General features: G+C 71.8%; 19 protein-coding genes and 1 pseudogene. 11 read left to right on the top strand and 9 right to left on the bottom strand.

The annotated features are described in order from the left end of the window. The first annotated feature begins 224 nt into the window (after positions 1 to 224). Complete coding sequence (locus ACFWM2_RS12265) at positions 225 to 707, top strand: flavin reductase family protein (RefSeq protein WP_383278282.1); 483 nt, start codon at positions 225 to 227, stop codon at positions 705 to 707. Positions 708 to 788: 81 nt separating this feature from the next. Here ACFWM2_RS12265 and ACFWM2_RS12260 read toward each other — a convergent pair whose 3' ends face one another. From ACFWM2_RS12260 to arfB, 3 genes are all read right to left on the bottom strand, one after another. After that, positions 789 to 1,064: a DUF1876 domain-containing protein gene (locus ACFWM2_RS12260; protein ID WP_383276941.1), complete on the bottom strand. Its 276-nt coding sequence runs from the start codon at positions 1,062 to 1,064 to the stop codon at positions 789 to 791. A gap of 5 nt (positions 1,065 to 1,069) precedes the next feature. Then, on the bottom strand, positions 1,070 to 2,131 hold the full coding sequence (locus ACFWM2_RS12255; protein WP_383276938.1) for a sigma-70 family RNA polymerase sigma factor: 1,062 nt from the start codon (positions 2,129 to 2,131) through the stop codon (positions 1,070 to 1,072). Between the two features lie 209 nt (positions 2,132 to 2,340). Next, positions 2,341 to 2,769 carry an alternative ribosome rescue aminoacyl-tRNA hydrolase ArfB gene (gene arfB, locus ACFWM2_RS12250; protein WP_383276936.1) on the bottom strand — a complete coding sequence of 143 codons (429 nt, stop codon included), beginning with the start codon at positions 2,767 to 2,769 and terminating at the stop codon, positions 2,341 to 2,343. Positions 2,770 to 2,945: 176 nt separating this feature from the next. Here arfB and ACFWM2_RS12245 point away from each other — a divergent pair, with 176 nt between their 5' ends. Continuing rightward, positions 2,946 to 3,521 carry a TerD family protein gene (locus ACFWM2_RS12245; RefSeq protein WP_306938732.1) on the top strand — a complete coding sequence of 192 codons (576 nt, stop codon included), beginning with the start codon at positions 2,946 to 2,948 and terminating at the stop codon, positions 3,519 to 3,521. Positions 3,522 to 3,724: 203 nt separating this feature from the next. On the opposite strand, the gene ACFWM2_RS12240 is transcribed toward ACFWM2_RS12245, so the two are convergent. Next, the gene (locus tag ACFWM2_RS12240) at positions 3,725 to 4,051 is read right to left on the bottom strand and encodes a DUF397 domain-containing protein (protein WP_383276933.1); all 327 of its coding nucleotides are present in this window, start codon (positions 4,049 to 4,051) and stop codon (positions 3,725 to 3,727) included. Next, positions 4,038 to 4,862: a Scr1 family TA system antitoxin-like transcriptional regulator gene (locus ACFWM2_RS12235; RefSeq protein WP_383276930.1), complete on the bottom strand. Its 825-nt coding sequence runs from the start codon at positions 4,860 to 4,862 to the stop codon at positions 4,038 to 4,040. The genes ACFWM2_RS12240 and ACFWM2_RS12235 overlap by 14 nt, the downstream gene beginning before the upstream one ends. A gap of 160 nt (positions 4,863 to 5,022) precedes the next feature. Here ACFWM2_RS12235 and ACFWM2_RS12230 point away from each other — a divergent pair, with 160 nt between their 5' ends. The 3 genes and pseudogenes from ACFWM2_RS12230 to ACFWM2_RS12220 all read left to right on the top strand — a co-directional run. Then, a complete protein-coding gene (locus ACFWM2_RS12230; RefSeq protein ID WP_383276927.1) occupies positions 5,023 to 5,331 on the top strand; it encodes a hypothetical protein in 309 nt (102 codons plus the stop codon). Further along, a complete protein-coding gene (locus ACFWM2_RS12225; RefSeq protein ID WP_383276924.1) occupies positions 5,328 to 5,633 on the top strand; it encodes a hypothetical protein in 306 nt (101 codons plus the stop codon). Before ACFWM2_RS12230 ends, ACFWM2_RS12225 begins: the two co-directional genes overlap by 4 nt. A gap of 160 nt (positions 5,634 to 5,793) precedes the next feature. After that, a pseudogene (locus tag ACFWM2_RS12220) lies at positions 5,794 to 6,303 on the top strand (GNAT family N-acetyltransferase); the annotation flags it as partial. A gap of 51 nt (positions 6,304 to 6,354) precedes the next feature. On the opposite strand, the gene ACFWM2_RS12215 reads toward ACFWM2_RS12220, so the two are convergent. Next, positions 6,355 to 7,788 (bottom strand): M1 family metallopeptidase, encoded by a 1,434-nt coding sequence (locus ACFWM2_RS12215; protein WP_383278279.1) that lies wholly within the window; start codon positions 7,786 to 7,788, stop codon positions 6,355 to 6,357. A gap of 7 nt (positions 7,789 to 7,795) precedes the next feature. Here ACFWM2_RS12215 and ACFWM2_RS12210 point away from each other — a divergent pair, with 7 nt between their 5' ends. Further along, entirely contained in the window at positions 7,796 to 8,296 is a 501-nt protein-coding gene (locus tag ACFWM2_RS12210; protein WP_383276921.1) for a hypothetical protein, read from the top strand. Between the two features lie 294 nt (positions 8,297 to 8,590). Here ACFWM2_RS12210 and ACFWM2_RS12205 read toward each other — a convergent pair whose 3' ends face one another. After that, positions 8,591 to 9,322, bottom strand: a complete 732-nt coding sequence (locus ACFWM2_RS12205; protein WP_383276918.1) for a pentapeptide repeat-containing protein — start codon at positions 9,320 to 9,322, stop codon at positions 8,591 to 8,593. Positions 9,323 to 9,545: 223 nt separating this feature from the next. On the opposite strand from ACFWM2_RS12205, the gene ACFWM2_RS12200 reads away from it, so the two are divergent. The 3 genes from ACFWM2_RS12200 to ACFWM2_RS12190 all read left to right on the top strand — a co-directional run bounded on the left by ACFWM2_RS12200 (position 9,546) and on the right by ACFWM2_RS12190 (position 13,342). Then, positions 9,546 to 10,712, top strand: a complete 1,167-nt coding sequence (locus ACFWM2_RS12200; protein ID WP_383276915.1) for an FAD-dependent oxidoreductase — start codon at positions 9,546 to 9,548, stop codon at positions 10,710 to 10,712. 42 nt (positions 10,713 to 10,754) lie between these two features. Next, the gene (locus tag ACFWM2_RS12195; RefSeq protein ID WP_383276912.1) at positions 10,755 to 11,735 is read left to right on the top strand and encodes a zinc-binding dehydrogenase; all 981 of its coding nucleotides are present in this window, start codon (positions 10,755 to 10,757) and stop codon (positions 11,733 to 11,735) included. 116 nt (positions 11,736 to 11,851) lie between these two features. After that, positions 11,852 to 13,342, top strand: coding sequence for an MFS transporter (locus tag ACFWM2_RS12190; protein ID WP_383276909.1), 1,491 nt, complete (start codon positions 11,852 to 11,854; stop codon positions 13,340 to 13,342). A gap of 27 nt (positions 13,343 to 13,369) precedes the next feature. On the opposite strand, the gene ACFWM2_RS12185 is transcribed toward ACFWM2_RS12190, so the two are convergent. Together ACFWM2_RS12185 and ACFWM2_RS12180 are read right to left on the bottom strand one after the other, a co-directional pair. Beyond that, the gene (locus ACFWM2_RS12185; protein WP_383276905.1) at positions 13,370 to 13,846 is read right to left on the bottom strand and encodes a GNAT family N-acetyltransferase; all 477 of its coding nucleotides are present in this window, start codon (positions 13,844 to 13,846) and stop codon (positions 13,370 to 13,372) included. Positions 13,847 to 13,875: 29 nt separating this feature from the next. Then, positions 13,876 to 14,718, bottom strand: coding sequence for an aminoglycoside phosphotransferase family protein (locus ACFWM2_RS12180; RefSeq protein WP_383276901.1), 843 nt, complete (start codon positions 14,716 to 14,718; stop codon positions 13,876 to 13,878). 3 nt (positions 14,719 to 14,721) lie between these two features. On the opposite strand from ACFWM2_RS12180, the gene ACFWM2_RS12175 reads away from it, so the two are divergent. After that, complete coding sequence (locus tag ACFWM2_RS12175; RefSeq protein ID WP_383276897.1) at positions 14,722 to 15,369, top strand: rhomboid-like protein; 648 nt, start codon at positions 14,722 to 14,724, stop codon at positions 15,367 to 15,369. A gap of 9 nt (positions 15,370 to 15,378) precedes the next feature. Further along, positions 15,379 to 16,794 carry an NAD(P)/FAD-dependent oxidoreductase gene (locus tag ACFWM2_RS12170; RefSeq protein WP_383276894.1) on the top strand — a complete coding sequence of 472 codons (1,416 nt, stop codon included), beginning with the start codon at positions 15,379 to 15,381 and terminating at the stop codon, positions 16,792 to 16,794. Positions 16,795 to 16,884 lie beyond the last annotated feature (90 nt).

Genomic DNA, 16,884 nt, shown 5'->3' with positions numbered 1-16,884 from the left:
TTGGCCGCCGGGTCCGTCGCTGGTCCTAGGACCTGGCTCGGGCCCTGGCCCGATGCGCCGGGCCGGGGCCGGGGACTAGCGTTTTCCGGGTGCTGAAGACTCCCCCTGCCGCCCGTACCGCCGAGGGCCCCGCCCCCACCGGGTCCGCTGTGCCCCGCGCGGCTCACGCGTCTCCCGCCGACGGGCATGCTGAGGGGGTGAGCAACGAAGAGTTCCGCGCCGCCATGTCACGGCTGGCCGCCGGCGTCGTCCTGGTGACCGCGCACGAGCCCGCCCTTGATCCGGACGGGCCCGGCGGCGACGACATCGGCATGACGGCGACGGCCTTCATGTCCGTCTCCCTGGACCCGCCGCTGGTCCTGGTCAGCCTGCGGGACGGCTCCCGGATGGACGACCTGCTCGCCGAGCAGCCCGACTGGGCGGTCTCGGTGCTGTCCGAGAGCCAGCGCCACATCGCGGGCCGCTTCGCCATGAAGGGCCGCATCAGCGACCGGCTCCTCTTCGAGGACATCCCGTACGTACGCGGCGCGGAGTCCGGCGCCCTGCTGATGGGCGGCGCGCTGGCCACCCTGGAGTGCCGCACGGAGCAGCGCGTGCCCGCGGGCGACCACACGCTCGTCATCGGCCGCGTCCTGACCGCGTCCGTGCCCAGCGCCGAGGGGGCGCCGCTGCTGCACTTCAAGGGGCGGTACCGGCAGCTGGGCTAGGGCCGCTCCGGCCGGAGCGGTGCCGGCGCCGCTCCGGTCTGGGCGGTGCCGGATCGGTGCCGGATCGGCGCGCAGGGGCCGTCACGCCGTCAGCGGGTGGGACGTCCGGCCCGACTCCTCGTCGATCTCGTCGTGCGCCTTGGTCAGCAGCCGCATCGCCAGTTCGTTGAGCGCCCTGGCGCCGGCCACCTCCTCGCCCACCCGCGGCTGGTTCGAGTCGGAGGGGTGGCGGCTGGAGTAGCCGTGCGCCCGCACCTCGCTCCCGTCGGGGAGTCGTACGAGGGCGGCGGCACGGGTGCGGTGGTCGTCCTCCGCGAATTCCAGCTCGACATGCCATCCGACAGCTGTCTGTGCCATCACGATCACCTCCGGGGCCCCTGGGACCGGGGCTTCCCGCTCCTTCCAGAATGAGCCCCCGGGCCCGTGACCGCACGGGGTGCGACCGGATACGCGGCGGACAGAGCCTGACCGAGGACCGTCACGTCGAGGGCGGCCAGGCGCTCCGGGTCCCGCAGGATGTCGATGACGGCGATCTTCCCGCGTACGACGGTGAAGGCCAGCACGCTCACGGGGCGCCCGTCGGCGACGGCCACGAGGCCGGCGACGCCGTTGACCAGGGCGGGAAGTGCGACACGGGCCAGGTGGGCGAAGCTGCTCGCGCCCGCTGCCACGGCCGCCGCGCCGGTCGTCACGCCGGCCTCGGAGCGGGCGACCACGTCCGGCGCGAGAACGGCGACGAGCGCGTCGAAGTCGCCGCCCCGGGCCGCGGCCAGGAAGGCGTCGACGACCTCCCGCTGCTGCACCGGGCCGGCGTCGGGCGCCGGAGCGCCGCCCTGGACCCGGCGCCGGGCCCGGCTGGCGAGCTGCCGGGCCGCCGCCGGCGTACGGCCCACGAGGGGCCCGATCTCGTCGAAGGGCACCGCGAAGAGGTCGTGCAGCACGAAGGCGAGCCGCTCGGCCGGGGCCAGGTTCTCCAGGACGACGAGCAGCGCGAGGCCCACCGAGTCGGCGAGCAGCGCCTGCTGCTCCGGGTCGACGCCGGTCACCGGGCTGAGCACCGGCTCCGGCATCCGCAGGCCCGGCTCCTCCAGGGGCTCCTCGCCACGGCTCTTGCGGGAGCGGAGCATGTCGAGGCAGACCCGGCCGACGACGGTGGTCAGCCAGCCGCCGAGATTTCCGACCTGGGTGGTGTCGGAGCGGCTGAGCCTGAGCCAGGCCTCCTGGACGGCGTCGTCCGCCTCGGTGAGCGAGCCGAGCATGCGGTAGGCGACGGAACGCAGATGGGCTCGGTGGGATTCGAAGCGGGCGGCGAGGAATTCGTTCTCCTCCGCCTTGGAGACGGGTGCCTTCGGGAGAGGGCTCTGCGCGGTGGTCCGGCTCCCCGGATACCGCGGGGCGGCCTTCGGGAATTCGCTGTCGCTCATCGCTCACATCTCCTGGTCGCGGCCCGTCAGTGGCTTGATCCGTCAGTGGCTTGACGGATGAGGGGCCGCCGATGTGACAGCGGCGTCGACGTGACAGCAGTACCGACGTGACAGCAGTACCGAGGTAAGGCGGCGCCAAGGTGACAGCGGTACCGAGGGACAGAGCGGTACCAAGGTGACGCGGGTCGGGGGAGGCCGGCCCTGAGGGCCTAACCCCAGTCGCGGCCGGTACGCCCGCGCTTGGTGTCCGACCGCTGCTTCTTCTCGCGCAGCCGGCGCTCATTGATCCCGCGCGGGATACGGGTGGCCCGGCGCTGCTTGGGCGGCGGCGCGCTCGCCTCGGCGAGCAGGGAGGCGAGCCGTACGGCCGCGGTCTCGCGGTTCCGCCACTGCGAACGGTGCTCCGAGGCGCGCACGCTGATGACCCCGTCGACCAGCCGGCCGGCGAGTCTGGCGAGGGCGCGCTCCTTCCACACCGGCGGCAGCGCCTCGGTCTTCGCGAGGTCGAACCGCAGCTCGACCTGGGAGTCGCTGGTGTTGACGTGCTGACCGCCGGGTCCCGAGGACCGCGAGAAACGCCACAGGAGCTCGGCCTCGGGCAGGGAGACGGAGCCGCGGATGACGTAGGGACCGGACATGGGTCCATGGTCGCGCGCCTGTCCGGTCCACGTCACCCGGTTTTCCCTGCGGTCGGGTAAAGAAAGTAAAGGGAGGCGGAACCTCGAGTACCCCCCTCGGCGTTCATAGGGGTGACGGTAGCTTCGTCCTCAGTGCGAAGCCCGTTCGTACTCAACGAGGGAAGGGACTCCCAACAATGGCTGTAAGCCTGTCCAAGGGTGGCAACGTCTCGCTCACCAAGGAGGCTCCGGGCCTGACCGCCGTCACCGTAGGCCTCGGCTGGGACGTCCGCAGCACCACCGGTACCGACTTCGACCTCGACGCCTCGGCCATCGCGGTCAACCCCGAGGGCAAGGTCTACTCGGACGCCCACTTCGTCTTCTTCAACAACAAGCAGACGCCGGACCAGACCATCGTCCACACCGGCGACAACCGCACGGGCGAGGGCGCGGGCGACGACGAGGCGATCAACGTCAACCTGGCCGGCCTCCCGGCCGACGTGGACAAGATCGTCTTCCCCGTCTCGATCTACGACGCCGAGACCCGCTCGCAGAACTTCGGCCAGGTCCGCAACGCGTACATCCGCATCGTCAACCAGGCCGGCGGCACCGAGATCGCCCGCTACGACCTCTCCGAGGACGCGGCGACGGAGACGGCCATGGTCTTCGGCGAGCTCTACCGCAACGGCGCCGAGTGGAAGTTCCGCGCCGTCGGCCAGGGCTACGCGTCGGGCCTGACGGGCATCGCCCAGGACTTCGGCGTGAACGTCTGAGTTCCGCCCGTCTGGCACGAGTTGCTGGGCCCCCGGTACCCACCGGGGGCCCAGCCCTGCCCAACACCCCTGATCCGCACCGTCTTCGCTGACCATCCGGCGACCGTCAGTCGTACGCACGGCACACAGCCGCATGGCGCCGTATGTGACAGCGGCCCCTGTCACATACGGCAGAGGCCACTCGCTCGGGGTGCGCCTCGAGCTCAGACGGGAAACTTGCCGCCCTTGACGGCATCGACGAACGAGGACCATCCGCCGGCCGAGATGACCAGAGCAGGACCGTGCGGGTCCTTGGAGTCGCGGACGGGTACGACGGCGGGGAAGCCGTCGAAAACCTCGATGCAGCTGCCCTGGTCGGATCCGCTGTACGTGGACTTGCGCCAGCCACTGAGCGCGGAAGCGCGGACGGGGACGGCGCCCTGCCCGTCTATCACTTCGAGGCAGTCGCCGTTACCGCCTCCGCTGTAACTGGACTTGCGCCACCCGGTCAGGGCAGACGCGTCGGGAATGGTGCGGTTACCGCTGGCCATGTTCATGTTCCTCCGCTGCCGCTCTCACAAGGGCTAGGGAATCCTTGTGCGACTCAGCGTCGCTCAGGGCCAGATCGTAGGCGGACTGGCAGCTGCTTACCAGGGCCGGATCATCCATCAAACGCCCGCTGCACAGCCCCTCGACGTAGGCAACCGGCTGAGCGTCGGTGAAGCTCATCAGCGACACCATGCTCTCCATGAGGGCATGCTCCCCATCCGCGAACGTCAGCACGTGCAGTCGCAGACGCCCGACCTCGGCCATGTCCGCGATCTTGTGCAGCTGTTCGGCCATCGCTTGCGGGCCGCCAACCCTGCGCCGGAGTACCGCCTCATCCAGCAAAGTCCACACCACGGGGCCCGTTGGATCATCAAGGATGCGCCCACGCTCCAGGCGATTGACAACACGCCTGTCAAGGTCGTCCGGCCGGAAGTTCGGGCTGTACGCACGGAAAACCGCCCGCGCGTAGGCATCCGTCTGCAGCAGGCCGGGCACCAGCAACGCGCCGTAATGCTGGATCTGCGCCGCCATCCGCTCCAGTTCGGCCGCAGCTGCAAAGTGGTCGGCGTACTTCGACTCCAGGTCCAGCAGCCACCGGGCGAAGAACCCGTCCGTGCCCAACGCCTTGTCGATCCGCTTGGCGTCCTCAGGGTTCGGCAGCCTGCGCCCCGCTTCAATGTGGCTGATCAACGTGGGCGAACACACAACGCCGTCACTCAGCGCTTCCTGCGTCATGTCGGCCGCGGTGCGCCGGAGCTTCAACTCGTGTCCGTACTTCTCTCTGGGTGAACGCGGCTTGTGCCCCTGCGCCATGCGATCAACTCCCGGACTTGAAAGCCGCTTTGTCAGGCTCGAACTACTAGCAGGGTAGCGATGGCGACCACATTCTGTGACGGAAGGGTCACACAGAAGACCCCCGCGACCGCATCACCGGCCCGGGGGCGTGGCCATCAACTACTAGGGAGTTGAGGACATGACCTACGCTATCGCCCGCCTCATCGAACCGCTGCTGCGACTCCTCTTCCCTGCCCGGGGTCGCCACCGGGCGACAGGCGCACCCGCCATCGCACCGCACCCGGCAACACGGGCCCCGCGTCGGCCACACGCCGTCACCGCCCTGATCCGAGGCGAGGACACCAGGCTCGTACGCCCCTACCTGGTCGCCCACGAGCAACGTGAGGAAGCCCGGCGCCAACGCGCACGGCGACGTGCACTGTGGCTGGCCGTGCACGGCGTCGACATCGGACCGCGCCTCATCCACGGCATGGAGGTGACGGCATGACCGGCCGACCGGACACCCTGCGACTTCTTCCGTGGGCCACCCCGGAGGGCAAGTGCTGCTACCTCGTGACGGACGGCACCGGCTATCTCTCCCGGGTCGCGGACAACATCGAAAGCGTCCAGCTGGGCATGGCGGGCGACCTCCTGGACCACGCGGCGGACATGCTCGCCGACCACACGTCCACCTCCGCACAGCTCCGGTTTCTGCTCGCGCGGATGAGCGAGTCCCTGACCGACGTGCACCGCATCGCGGAGAGCCGGGGCGCGCGCCTGCCGGGGCCCGCTTACGACGAGATCACGTAGCAGACAGCGAACGTCAACGACCTCCTGACGGCCTACAAGGTCGGTCAGCCGGCCCATCCGGAAGAGTGGTGGGAGACGAAGGGACGCAACCGGCAGTCGGCGAAGATGGGGCGGCGACTTATCCGACCGAGGGCCGGCGGCCCTTTGTAGGGTGCCGCGCATGATCCTCGAACCCCTCCGTCTCACCCCCGACCACGACATCCCGGCCCCGCTGCTCACCGAGCTCACCGCGCTTCATGTCTCCAACCGTGACTTCTACGCGCTCAGCGGGGACTTCCCGGACCCGGACGACATCCGGCCCGAGCAGGTGGCGACGGCGCTCGCCGACGAGCTGGCCCATCCGGACGCGGAGGTGCTCCTGGCCCGCGGTGCCGGGCGGCTCGTCGGGGTGGCGATCACCCTCGCGCGCCATCCCGACCCGGATGACCCCGATCCCTGGATCGGGCTGCTCCTGGTGGACGGGGGCGAGCAGGGCAAGGGCCACGGACGGCAGATCGCGTCCCTCGTCGAGGACCGGTTCCGCTCCGCGGGCCGCGCCGCCGTACGCCTCGCCGTCCTCGACAACAACCCCGCCGGCCTCGCCTTCTGGACCGCGCTGGGCTACGAGGTGATCGGCCGCCGCAAGGATCTTCAGCTGGGGCGATCCTGCACCGTACTGCGCAAACCGCTGTGACCGGCCGCCGCCGTACTGCGCAAAACGCTGTGACCGGAGGCCGGTGCGTCAGGGCCTGGCCGGCTTCCCGTCGCCGTAGAGCCAGTCCTTCCAGATCCCGCTGAAGTCCTTGTCCGGCGCCTTCTTCTCGACGTACGCGGTGAAGTCGGCGGTGTCCGCGTTGCCGTGCCGGTGGGCGGCGGCCCAGCCCTGGATGATGTCGTAGAAGGTGTCGTCCCCGACGGTCCGGCGGATCTTGTGGATGACCATCGCGCCACGCTCGTAGACCGGGCTGTCGGAGATGTGCGCGGCGCTGGTCGGCTTCGCGGGCGGGAAGGCCCAGACCGCCTCGCCGGCGGACGCGTCGTCGTAGTAGTCGCCCCGGTAGAGCGCATCGAAAGTCTCCTGCGCGGTGTCGCCGCCGTGGTCCTCCTCGTAGAGCCACTCGGCGTAGGTCGCGAAGCCTTCGTTGAGCCACATGTCCCGCCACGACCTGGGGGTGACGGAGTCGCCGTACCACTGGTGGGCCAGCTCGTGGACCAGGGTCGCGGTGTCGGGGGCGCCGGGGAAGACCGGGCGGTTCTGGGTCTCCAGGGCGTAGCCCACGTCGTCGCCCTGGTCGACCACCGCGCCGGTCGAGGCGAACGGGTACGGCCCGAAGTTGTACGCCTCCCACTCCATGATCCCGGGCAGCTTCGCCAGCACCTCGGCGCTCGCCTTCGCCTGGCCGGGGTCGACGGCGACGTAGACCGGCAGGCCGCTCTTGGTCGTCGAGCGCCGGATGTCGAACGCGCCGATCGCGACCATCGCCACATAGCTCGCCATCGGTTCCGCCGTGTGCCAGCGGAACGTGCTGCGGCCCTGCCGGGTCGTCTCGCTGCGCAACTCCCCGTTGGAGACCGCCCGCAGGCCCTCGGGGACGGTGACGGCGATGTCGTACGACGCCTTGTCGCTCGGGTGGTGGTTGCCGGGGAACCAGGCCATCGAACCGGTGGGTTCACCGAGCGCCAGGGCGCCGTCCGCCGTGTGCAGCCAGCCCTCCTTGGAGCCGTCCGGGTCGGTGATCGTCTCCGGGCTGCCCGAGTAGCGGACCGTCGCGCGGAACGTTTCACCACGGTCGAGGTCGTCGTGCGGGCGCACCGTCAGCTCCTGGCCCGCGCGGTTCCAGCTCGCCTCCCGGCCCTCGACGGTGACGCTCTTGACGTCCAGACCCTTCAGGTCGAGATGGAACGCGCTGAGGTTCTTGGTCGCGCGGGCCGTGATCTCGGCGCTGCCGGTGAGGTCCCGGCCGTCGGGGTCGTAGGAGAGGGTCAGGCCGTAGTGCGTCACGTCGTAGCCGCCGTTGCCCGCCTTCGGGAAGTACGGGTCGCGTACGCCGGCGGCGCCTGGGGTGCCGTGCACACCTCCGCTGCACGCGGTGAGTACCAGGGCCGCGGCCAGGGCAGAGGGTACGGAGGCGGAAGATCGGGGCACGTCCGTGATCCTACGAGGCCGTGACACCATCACGTACGTGCTCGACATCGGCTACGCCCTCTCCAACCGCTTCCCGGATCCCCCGCAGACCGACTACCGCCGCGCGGAGGTCCGCGCGCTGCGTCACGACCTGTTCTGCGGTGACGTCTACCTCGCCGACACCAAGGCGGACCGGGAGCTGTCCACAGCCTGGGGATGGGTGCCGGTACTGGACTTCGCATGGGCGCTGTGCGACATCGTGGAGCTGCTCGACCGGGACCCGCGCGGCAGCCGGGCCTCCCGCCCGCAGCACGCGGAGCTCGACTTCACCGAGTCGTCCGACCGCATGCTCTTCGAGCGGCGCTTCGGCTGGGTGGACATCGAGGCCGACTGGATGCGGCGCGACGAGGAGCCGTTGACCTTCTCCCACTCCGAACTGCGCCGCGAGGCCCGCGACTTCCTGCACGACCTGCTCGCCGACCTCATCGACCTGCACGAGGGGCTGGGCGACAACCCGGCGATCTGGACCCTCCAGGCCCGCCATCCCCGGGTGAGCTGAACCCGCGTCCGGCCGGAGCCGACGGGTGACGTCCACCGCTGGAGCCAGGCGACCGTCGGCTGCCCCACCTACGGACGCCCCCCGCCCCAAACCGCTGCGCCCGCCCTCCCCGGGTGCGGTGAGCCCGTTCACAGACGGCCGGCGCGCGGCGGGCCCCTGCTCGGCCCGTCCCGGCCGCCGGCCCTGGGTGGGCTGAACCCGCCCACAGTCGAACGGCGCACGACAGTCCTCGTCCCGGCCCATCCCGCCACCCCCAGGTGGGCTACCCCCGCACGCCCAACCGTCCAGCCGCCCTTACTCCTCCCCCACCCCCACCACCCGCACCCCCATCTCCGCCGCCAGCACCGGTGCCAGGTCCATCAGTTGGCTCGGGCTGATCACCGCACCGGCCAGCCGGTCGACGCCCCGTGCGATGTCCAGCTCCGCCGCGGCTCGCAGGTCCACGTCCGTCAGGGTCGCCGCGCTGAAATCCGCGCCCTTCAGGACGCAGTCCACGAACTCCACGCGCTCCAGCCGGGCGCCCCCGAAGTCCGGCTCCACGAGCACGCAGCTCTCGAAGACCACGTCCTTCAGCCGCGCCTTGCGCAGGTTCAGATAGTCGATCTTGCCGCCGCGCACCAGCACCCGCTCCAGCACGGAACCGTGCAACTGCACCCCGCCCAGCCGGGCGTCGACCAGCTCGACGTCCCGCAGGGTCGCCTCCGCGAGATCCGTGCCCACCCCCCGGATCCCCGTCAGGACGGAGTCCAGCAGGCGCACGTGGTGCAGCCGCGTCTCGTCCAGCGCGCATCCCGTGAGCGCGCAGTCCATGAAGCGCGCTCCCCCGCCGTCCTGCCCGGCGAAATCCGTCTCCCGGAACTCCAGCCCGTCGTAGTCCCCGTCCGGCTCCAGCCCGCCGCCCGTGAAGGGGTCGAGCGGCGGCAGGCGCACCCCGGGCCGCCGCGCCCCCTTCACCAGCTTCTCCGCGCGACCCGCCCGACCCGCCCTGCCCGACCCGCTCGTCCCGCCCACCGTCTTCCGCACCATGCCCCCATGCTGCACCCCACCACTGACAACCGCCCCTGACCTGCCAGTTCACCCCCGATGTCACATTCCAGTGCCCTGGATCAGTCCTTCTCACAGACAGACAGCCCTTCCAGCAGGCGCCAGACGCCCAGCCCTTCTCGAAGACGCCCAGTCACAGGCACAGCCACCAGCCCGGCCGACGAGACCCGGGGCCGGCAGGACCGGATCAGAGGGAGACCCAGTCATGCACCGCATCACCGTCATCGGCGGCGGCTTCGCCGGACTCACCGCCGCCATCACCGCCGCCGAGGCCGGCGCCAAGGTCACCGTCTACGAAGCCCACCACACCCTCGGTGGCCGGGCCCGTACCGCCGAGGGCCCGTACCGGACGAACGAGGGCCCGCACGCCCTCTACAGCGGCGGGCCGCACTGGACCTGGCTCAAGCAGCGCGACCTGCTCGGCCCGCTCGCCCCCGTGCCGCCCCTGGAGGCCGCCCGGCTGCGGCTGCGCCACCAGGGCGCACTGCGCCGCACCCCGCCCTTCGCGATGCTCAAGCTGCTGCGCCACACGGCTCAACAGGCGCCTGTGGACGTCGACTTCATGACGTGGGCGACCGCACGGGCGGGCGAGGAAGGGGCCAGGGCCGCCGCGAACTACTCCGCCGTCGCCCTCTTCCACCACGACCCCGGCGCGTTGTCCGCCGCGTTCGTGCAGGAGCGGCTGCGCCGGGCCACCAAGCTGCCGCCGGAGGCGCACTACCCGCGCGGCGGCTGGGCGAGCGTCATCGACCGGATGGCGGCCCGCGCCTGGAACCTCGGCGTCCGGATGGAGACCCTCGCGCGCGTGGACGCGCTCCCCGAGGACCAGGGCCCGGTCGTCGTGGCCACCTCCCTCGACGCCGCCCGCCGGCTCCTCGGGGACGACTCCCTGGTCTGGCCGGGCGGCCGTACGGCCCTCGTCGACCTGGCCGTGCGCACCCGCCGCGGTGACGCGTTCGCCGTCTCCGACCTGGACGCACCCGGCTGGATCGAACGCTTCTCGGCCCAGGACCGCAGCCTCGCCCCGGCCGGGCAGCAGCTCGTCCAGGGCCAGATCCCCATCGGACCGCACGAGTCCCGGGCCGACGGTGTCGCGCGCGCCGAGCAGCTGCTCGACCTCGCCTTCCCGGGCTGGCGCGAGCGCGTGACCTGGCGGCGGGAGGCCACCGCGCAGGGCCGTACGGGCGCGGTCGACCTGCCCGGCACCAGCTGGCGCGACCGCCCCGCCGTCGACCGCGGCGAGGGGGTCTATCTCGCCGGCGACCAGGTCGCGGCACCGGGCGTCCTCTCGGAGGTGTCCTTCAACAGCGCCTTGGAGGCGGTGACCTTGGCCCTCAGGATCCGCGACCGCCTTGACCTCAAGGAAGCTTGAGGTTGAAGGCTGGGTGCACCTTCGTCCCGTGAGGAGCCCGCCATGCACGCCATCCGCCTGCACGCCTTCGGTCCCGCCGAGAACCTGACCTTGGAGAAGACCGAGGACCCCGAGCCGGGCCCGGGCCAGGTCCGGATCGCCGTGGCCGCGGCCGGCGTCCACCTCCTGGACGCGGCCCTGCGCGAGGGGGCGCAGGGCCCGGCACCGCGGCCCACCGCCCTGCCCACCGTCCCGGGCCGCGAGGTCGCAGGCACCGTCGACTCCGTCGGCGAGGGCGTCACCGGGGACTGGCTCGGCAAGCGCGTCGTCGCACACCTCGGCTTCGCCCCGGGCGGCTACGCCGAACTGGCCGTCACCGACGCCGACCGCCTCCACGAGATCCCGGAGAACCTGGACTTCGCCCAGGCCGTCGCCATGATCGGCACGGGTCGTACGACGCTGGGGATCCTGCAGTTCGCCGACCTCGGGCCCGCCTCCGTGGCCGTGATCCCCGCGGCCGCCGGCGGTATCGGCACGTTCCTCGTGCAGTACGCGAAGCACGCGGGCGCCACGGTGATCGGCCTCGCGGGCGGCCCGGAGAAGGTGGCCCTGGTCCGGGCGAACGGCGCCGACCTGGCCGTCGACTACAAGGACGGGGACTGGCCGGCACGCGTCCGCGAGTATCTCGGCGCCCGGTCGGTCACCGTCGTCTTCGACGGGGTCGGCGGCGCGGTCGCCCGGGCCGCCGTCGACCTCCTCGGTCCCGGCGGCCGGCACCTCGTCTTCGGCTGGGCCGGCGAGGGTCTGGGCAGCGGGACCCCGTATCTCGTCGACGGGGTGTCCGAGCAGGTCCTCGGCCCCGTGATGCTGGGGAGGGCGGGCGGCCCCAACCCCGTACGCACCCTGGAACTGCGCGCCCTCGCCGAGGCGGCGGCCGGCCGCCTCACCCCCGCGGTGCAGCGCTTCCCGCTCGCCGAGGCGGCCGCCGCGCACCGCGCCCTCGAAACGCGGGGCACGACCGGCAAGGTGGTGCTGGAGCCATGACCGGGCGCGGGTGGTGGCCGCGCCCGGGAACAGGCCGTGACCGGGCCGGATCCACCGGCCCGGAACAGGAGGCGTCCGGAGATGCGACACCTCCCGTTCCATGGTCTTCTGGGCGGATGAGTGTCACCCCAACAGGTGAACCCGCAGGCGCCGATCCTCACCGCTGGTGGGGCCTGGTGATCATCGCCCTCGCCCAGCTGATGGTGGTGCTGGACGCGACGATCGTGAACATCGCGCTCCCGTCCGCCCAGAACGCGCTGCACATGTCCGACGGCAACCGTCAGTGGGTCATCACGGCGTACACGCTGGCCTTCGGCGGACTGCTGCTGCTGGGCGGCCGGATCGCCGACCTCGTCGGCCGCAAACGCACGTTCCTGGTCGGTCTGGTCGGCTTCGCCGTCGCCTCCGCGATCGGCGGCGCGGCCACCACCTCCGGCATGCTCTTCGGCGCCCGCGCGCTCCAGGGCGTCTTCGCCGCCGTACTGGCCCCCTCCGCCCTGTCGCTCCTCACCACCACCTTCACCGACCCGAAGGAGCGCGGAAAGGCCTTCGGGATCTACGGCGCACTGGCGGGCGGCGGCTCCGCGATCGGCTTCGTCGCGGGCGGGCTGCTGACCGAGTACCTGAACTGGCGCTGGTGCCTGTACGTGAACATCCCCATCGCGGCGATCGCCGTCTTCGGCGGACTCGCGCTGCTCCACGACCGCCCCGGCCACGCGGGCGCCCGCCTCGACGTACCGGGCGCGGTACTGGGCTGCGGCGGACTGGTCGCGATCGTCTACGGCTTCAGCGAGGCCGAGCCGCGCGGCTGGACCGACCCGCTGGTCCTCGGGCTCTTCGCGGCGGGCGTCGTACTGCTGGCCACGTTCGTGTGGTGGCAGACGCGGGCGCCCCAGCCCCTGCTCCCGCTGCACATCGTCAAGGACCGCAACCGCGCCGGCTGCTTCCTGACCATGGGGCTCGCCGTCATCGGCATGTTCGGCATGTTCCTGTTCATGACCTACTACCTCCAGGTCATCCTCGGCTACTCGCCCGTGAAGACCGGCATGGCCTTCCTGCCCCTGACAGCCGCGATCATCGTCGGCTCGACACAGATCTCGGCCCGGCTGCTGCAGCACGCCGCGCCCCGCATGATGATGGTCCCGGGCATGCTGCTCGCCTCGGGCGGCATGGTGATCCTCACCCAGCTCACGGTCGACTCCGAGTACGCCACCGAACTGCTGCCCGCGCTGCTGCTGATGGGCCTCGGCATGGGTCTCACCTTCATGCCGGTCTTCGCCACCGCGACCTCGGGGGTCGCCCCGCGCGACTCGGGCGTCACCTCCGCGACCGTCAACACCGCCCAGCAGGTGGGCGGTTCGATCGGTACGGCGCTGCTCAACACCATCGCCACCACCAGCAGCACGGCCTTCGTCGCCGCCCACCTCCGCGACCCCGCGCAGAAGGCGCTGATCGTCCGCGAGGGCGTCGTGCACGGCTACACCGTGGCCATCTGGTGGGCCGCCGGCATCATGCTGCTCGCGGCCGTGGTCGCCGGCCTGATGGTCACGGCGCGGGCGCCGAACCGCGAGCCGGCCGGGACGCCCGTACCCGAGTCGGTCCCGTGAGTGCGGAGCCCGGCACCCAGGGGCGGACTACGCGCCCGGTGAGCCGAGCTTCGCGAGCGCGTCGTCCGTCAGCCGGTACACCGTCCACTCGTCCTGCGGCCGGGCGCCCAGCGCCTCGTAGAAGTCGATGGACGGCCGGTTCCAGTTCAGCACCGCCCACTCCAGGCGCTCGTAACCGCGCTCGGCACAGATCCGCGCCAGTTCGGTGAGCAGCGCCTTGCCGTGGCCGCCGCCGCGTGCCTGCGGACGTACGTACAGGTCCTCCAGGTAGATCCCGTGCACCCCGCGCCAGGTGGAGAAGTTGAGGAACCACAGCGCGAAACCGACGGGCTCGCCGGCCTCCTCTGCGATGTGCGCGAACGCGGCCGGCCGGTCCCCGAACAGCGCCTCGTGCAGCTGCTCCTCGCTCGCGCGGGCCTCCTGCACGACCTTCTCGTACTCGGCCAGTTCACGGATCATCGAGCGGATGACGGGGACGTCGGCAGGGGTGGCGGTGCGAATCATGCGGGCAGGCTACGCGCCGGCTCCCCGGGTCAGCCGCGTCCCCTCCCCGCGAGCAGCAGCCGCGCGATCGCGGCCTGCCGGGGATCCGGGCCCTCCCCGTCCTCGACCCGCCACAGCGAGTTCTCCAGCACCCTGCCCAGGGTCCACGCGCGCGCCCGGTCCCGGTCCAGGTCCAGTACCTCGGTCAGCAGGTCGAACCGCCGGAGCAACTGCCCCTCGTCGAAGCGGTTCCACAGGGCGGGCAGCAGGTCGAAGCCCGGGTCGCCGGCGAGCGGCTTCGGGTCGATGACCAGCCAGGGCTCGCGGTCGGCGGCCAGCACGTTCTCGAAATGCAGATCCCAGTGCAGGAGCCGGTCCCCCGGCTCGCCCGCGACCTCGCGCATCGCCGCCGCACAGTCCCGCAGCAGCCGCCGGTCGCTCTCGTGCGACAGCGCCGCCAGCGCCCCGGGCACCCGCTCGGCCATGTCCGCGGCCAGATCGCCGAGGTGCCGCAGGCCCGCCGGCGCCGGCACGGACGTGAGCCGCGCGAGGAGCTCCGCGAGGATCCCGGTCGCCTCCAGCACATCCGGTACGGCGGCCAGCGGCCGGTTCTCGTCGAGGCGTTCCAGCAGCAGCGTGCCGGTCCCCGGGTCGTCGTCCAGCAGTCGTACGACCCCGTCGCCGCCCCAGGTGCGCAGCGCGAGCGCCTCACCGGCCGTCTCGTCGTCGAGGTCCTGGAGCTTCAGCGCGGCCCGCGTCCCGTCGCCGCGCACCACCGGCAGCACGACCGAGGCATGCCCGCTCATCGCCTCCCCGTCCTGCCGCAGCCCCCATCGCCGCAGAAACTCCGCTCCCCGCTCCAGCAGCCGGGCGTCCCGCACCAGCACAATCACCCCATGAGTCGAGCTCTGCGCGCCGTCAGGTCGTACGTCGCCCGCGCCCCGGGAACGTACATCTGGCTGACGATCCTCTTCCTCACCACGGTGGCACTGCATCACATGTCACCGGAGTTCGAGGAGCAGTTCCTGCGGCAGCGCTCGACCAACATCCACGAGCTGTCCAGCAATCCGGTGCGGGTGCTGATCGCCAGCGCGATGTGGATCGACGGCGGCCGCTGGCTTCCGTACGTCGCGCTCTACACCGTCTTCCACGCGCCGGCCGAACACTGGCTCGGCACCGCGCGCTGGCTCGCCGTGTGCGCCGCCGCGCACGTGCTGGCCACCCTGGCGAGCGAGGGCGCGCTGCTGTGGGCGATCCAGCACGGCATGGCGCCACACTCGGCGGTCAACACCCTGGACGTAGGCGTGAGTTACGCGCTGGCCGGGGTCGTCGGCGTCCTCACCTACCGCATCCCGACGCCATGGCGGTACGCATATCTGGTGGTCGTCCTCGCCGTCTACGGCGTCCCGCTGGCCACCGGGCGCACCTTCACCGACCTCGGACACTTCACCTCGGTCCTGATCGGTCTGGCCTGCCATCCGCTGGTCCGGAGCTGCGGAAAAGCACGAAATCCGAAGGAGACACTGCCCACCTCCAGGGGTTAGCGTCCGCTCATGAGCAGCGGCACCTCGCACACCCCCGGCCCGGTGAACGGCGGCATCTCGTTCTGGTACGCGCAGGACGGCCTTCCCGCACCGCGCGAACCCCTGCCCGGCGACGCGTCGGCCGACGTCGTCATCGTCGGCGGCGGCTACACGGGCCTGTGGACCGCGTACTACCTCAAGAAGGCGGCCCCCTTCCTCCGGATCACCGTCCTGGAGCAGAAGTTCTGCGGGTACGGCGCCTCCGGACGCAACGGCGGCTGGCTCTACAACGGCATCGCGGGCCGCGACCGGTACGCGAAGCTCCACGGCCACGAGGCGGCCGTACGCCTCCAGCGGGCGATGAACGAGACCGTCGGCGAGGTCGTCCGGGTCGCCGCCGAGGAAGGCGTCGAGGCGAACATCCACCAGGGCGGCGTCCTCGAAGTGGCCTACACCCCGGCCCAGTTGGCCCGGCTGAAGGCCTTCCACGCCACCGAACTGTCGTACGGCGAGCAGGACCGCGAGCTGTACGGCGCCCGGGAGACCGCCGGGCGCGTCCGGGTCGCGGACGCCGTCGGCTCCACCTGGACCCCGCACGGGGCGCGGCTGCACCCGGTCAAGCTCGTCAAGGGCCTGGCGGCGGCGGTCGAGGCCCTCGGCGTCACGATCCACGAGCAGACCCCGGTCACGGAGATCCGCCCCCGGCACGCGGTCACCCCGTACGGCACGGTCCGCGCCCCCTACGTCCTGCGCTGCACCGAGGGCTTCACCGCGTCCCTCAAGGGCCAGCGGCGCACCTGGCTCCCGATGAACTCGTCGATGATCGCCACGGATCCACTCACCCCGTCCCAATGGGAGTCCATCGGCTGGGAGGGCCGCGAGACCCTCGGCGACATGGCGCACGCGTACATGTACGCGCAGCGCACGGCGGACGGCCGCATCGCCCTCGGCGGCCGCGGCGTCCCGTACCGCTTCGGCTCCCGCACCGACAACGACGGCCGCACCCAACAGGCGACCATCGAGGCCCTGTACGAGATCCTCATCCGCTTCTTCCCGTCCCTGACCGGCGTCCGGGTGGCCCACGCCTGGTCCGGCGTCCTCGGCGTACCGCGCGACTGGTGCGCCACGGTCACCCTGGACCGCTCCACGGGCCTCGGCTGGGCGGGCGGCTACGTCGGCTCCGGCGTCGCCACCACCAACCTCGCGGCCCGCACCCTGCGCGACCTCGTCCAGCAGGACTCCGGCCAGGCCGGCCCCACCGACCTCACCGCCCTCCCCTGGGTCGGCCACAAGGTCCGCAAATGGGAACCCGAACCCTTCCGCTGGCTCGGCGTCCACGGCATGTACGCCACCTACCGCACCGCCGACACCCGCGAACTCACCACCCGCAGCCCCCACTCCTCCCACCTGGCCCAACTGGCAGACAGAGCGGCGGGCCGCCACTGACGGCACCCGGCCGGGAAACCCCGGCGGGAACGATCAGCGACCGGACCTCGGACGGCCGGCCCAGCGCCCGTCGTGTCGCGATGGGATCGG

It is taken from the genome of Streptomyces sp. NPDC058371 (genome assembly GCF_042723265.1).
In the GTDB taxonomy this organism is placed as follows: domain Bacteria; phylum Actinomycetota; class Actinomycetes; order Streptomycetales; family Streptomycetaceae; genus Streptomyces.
Note: the sequence above shows the minus strand (reverse complement) of the source record. Positions and strands in the feature narration are given on the sequence as shown.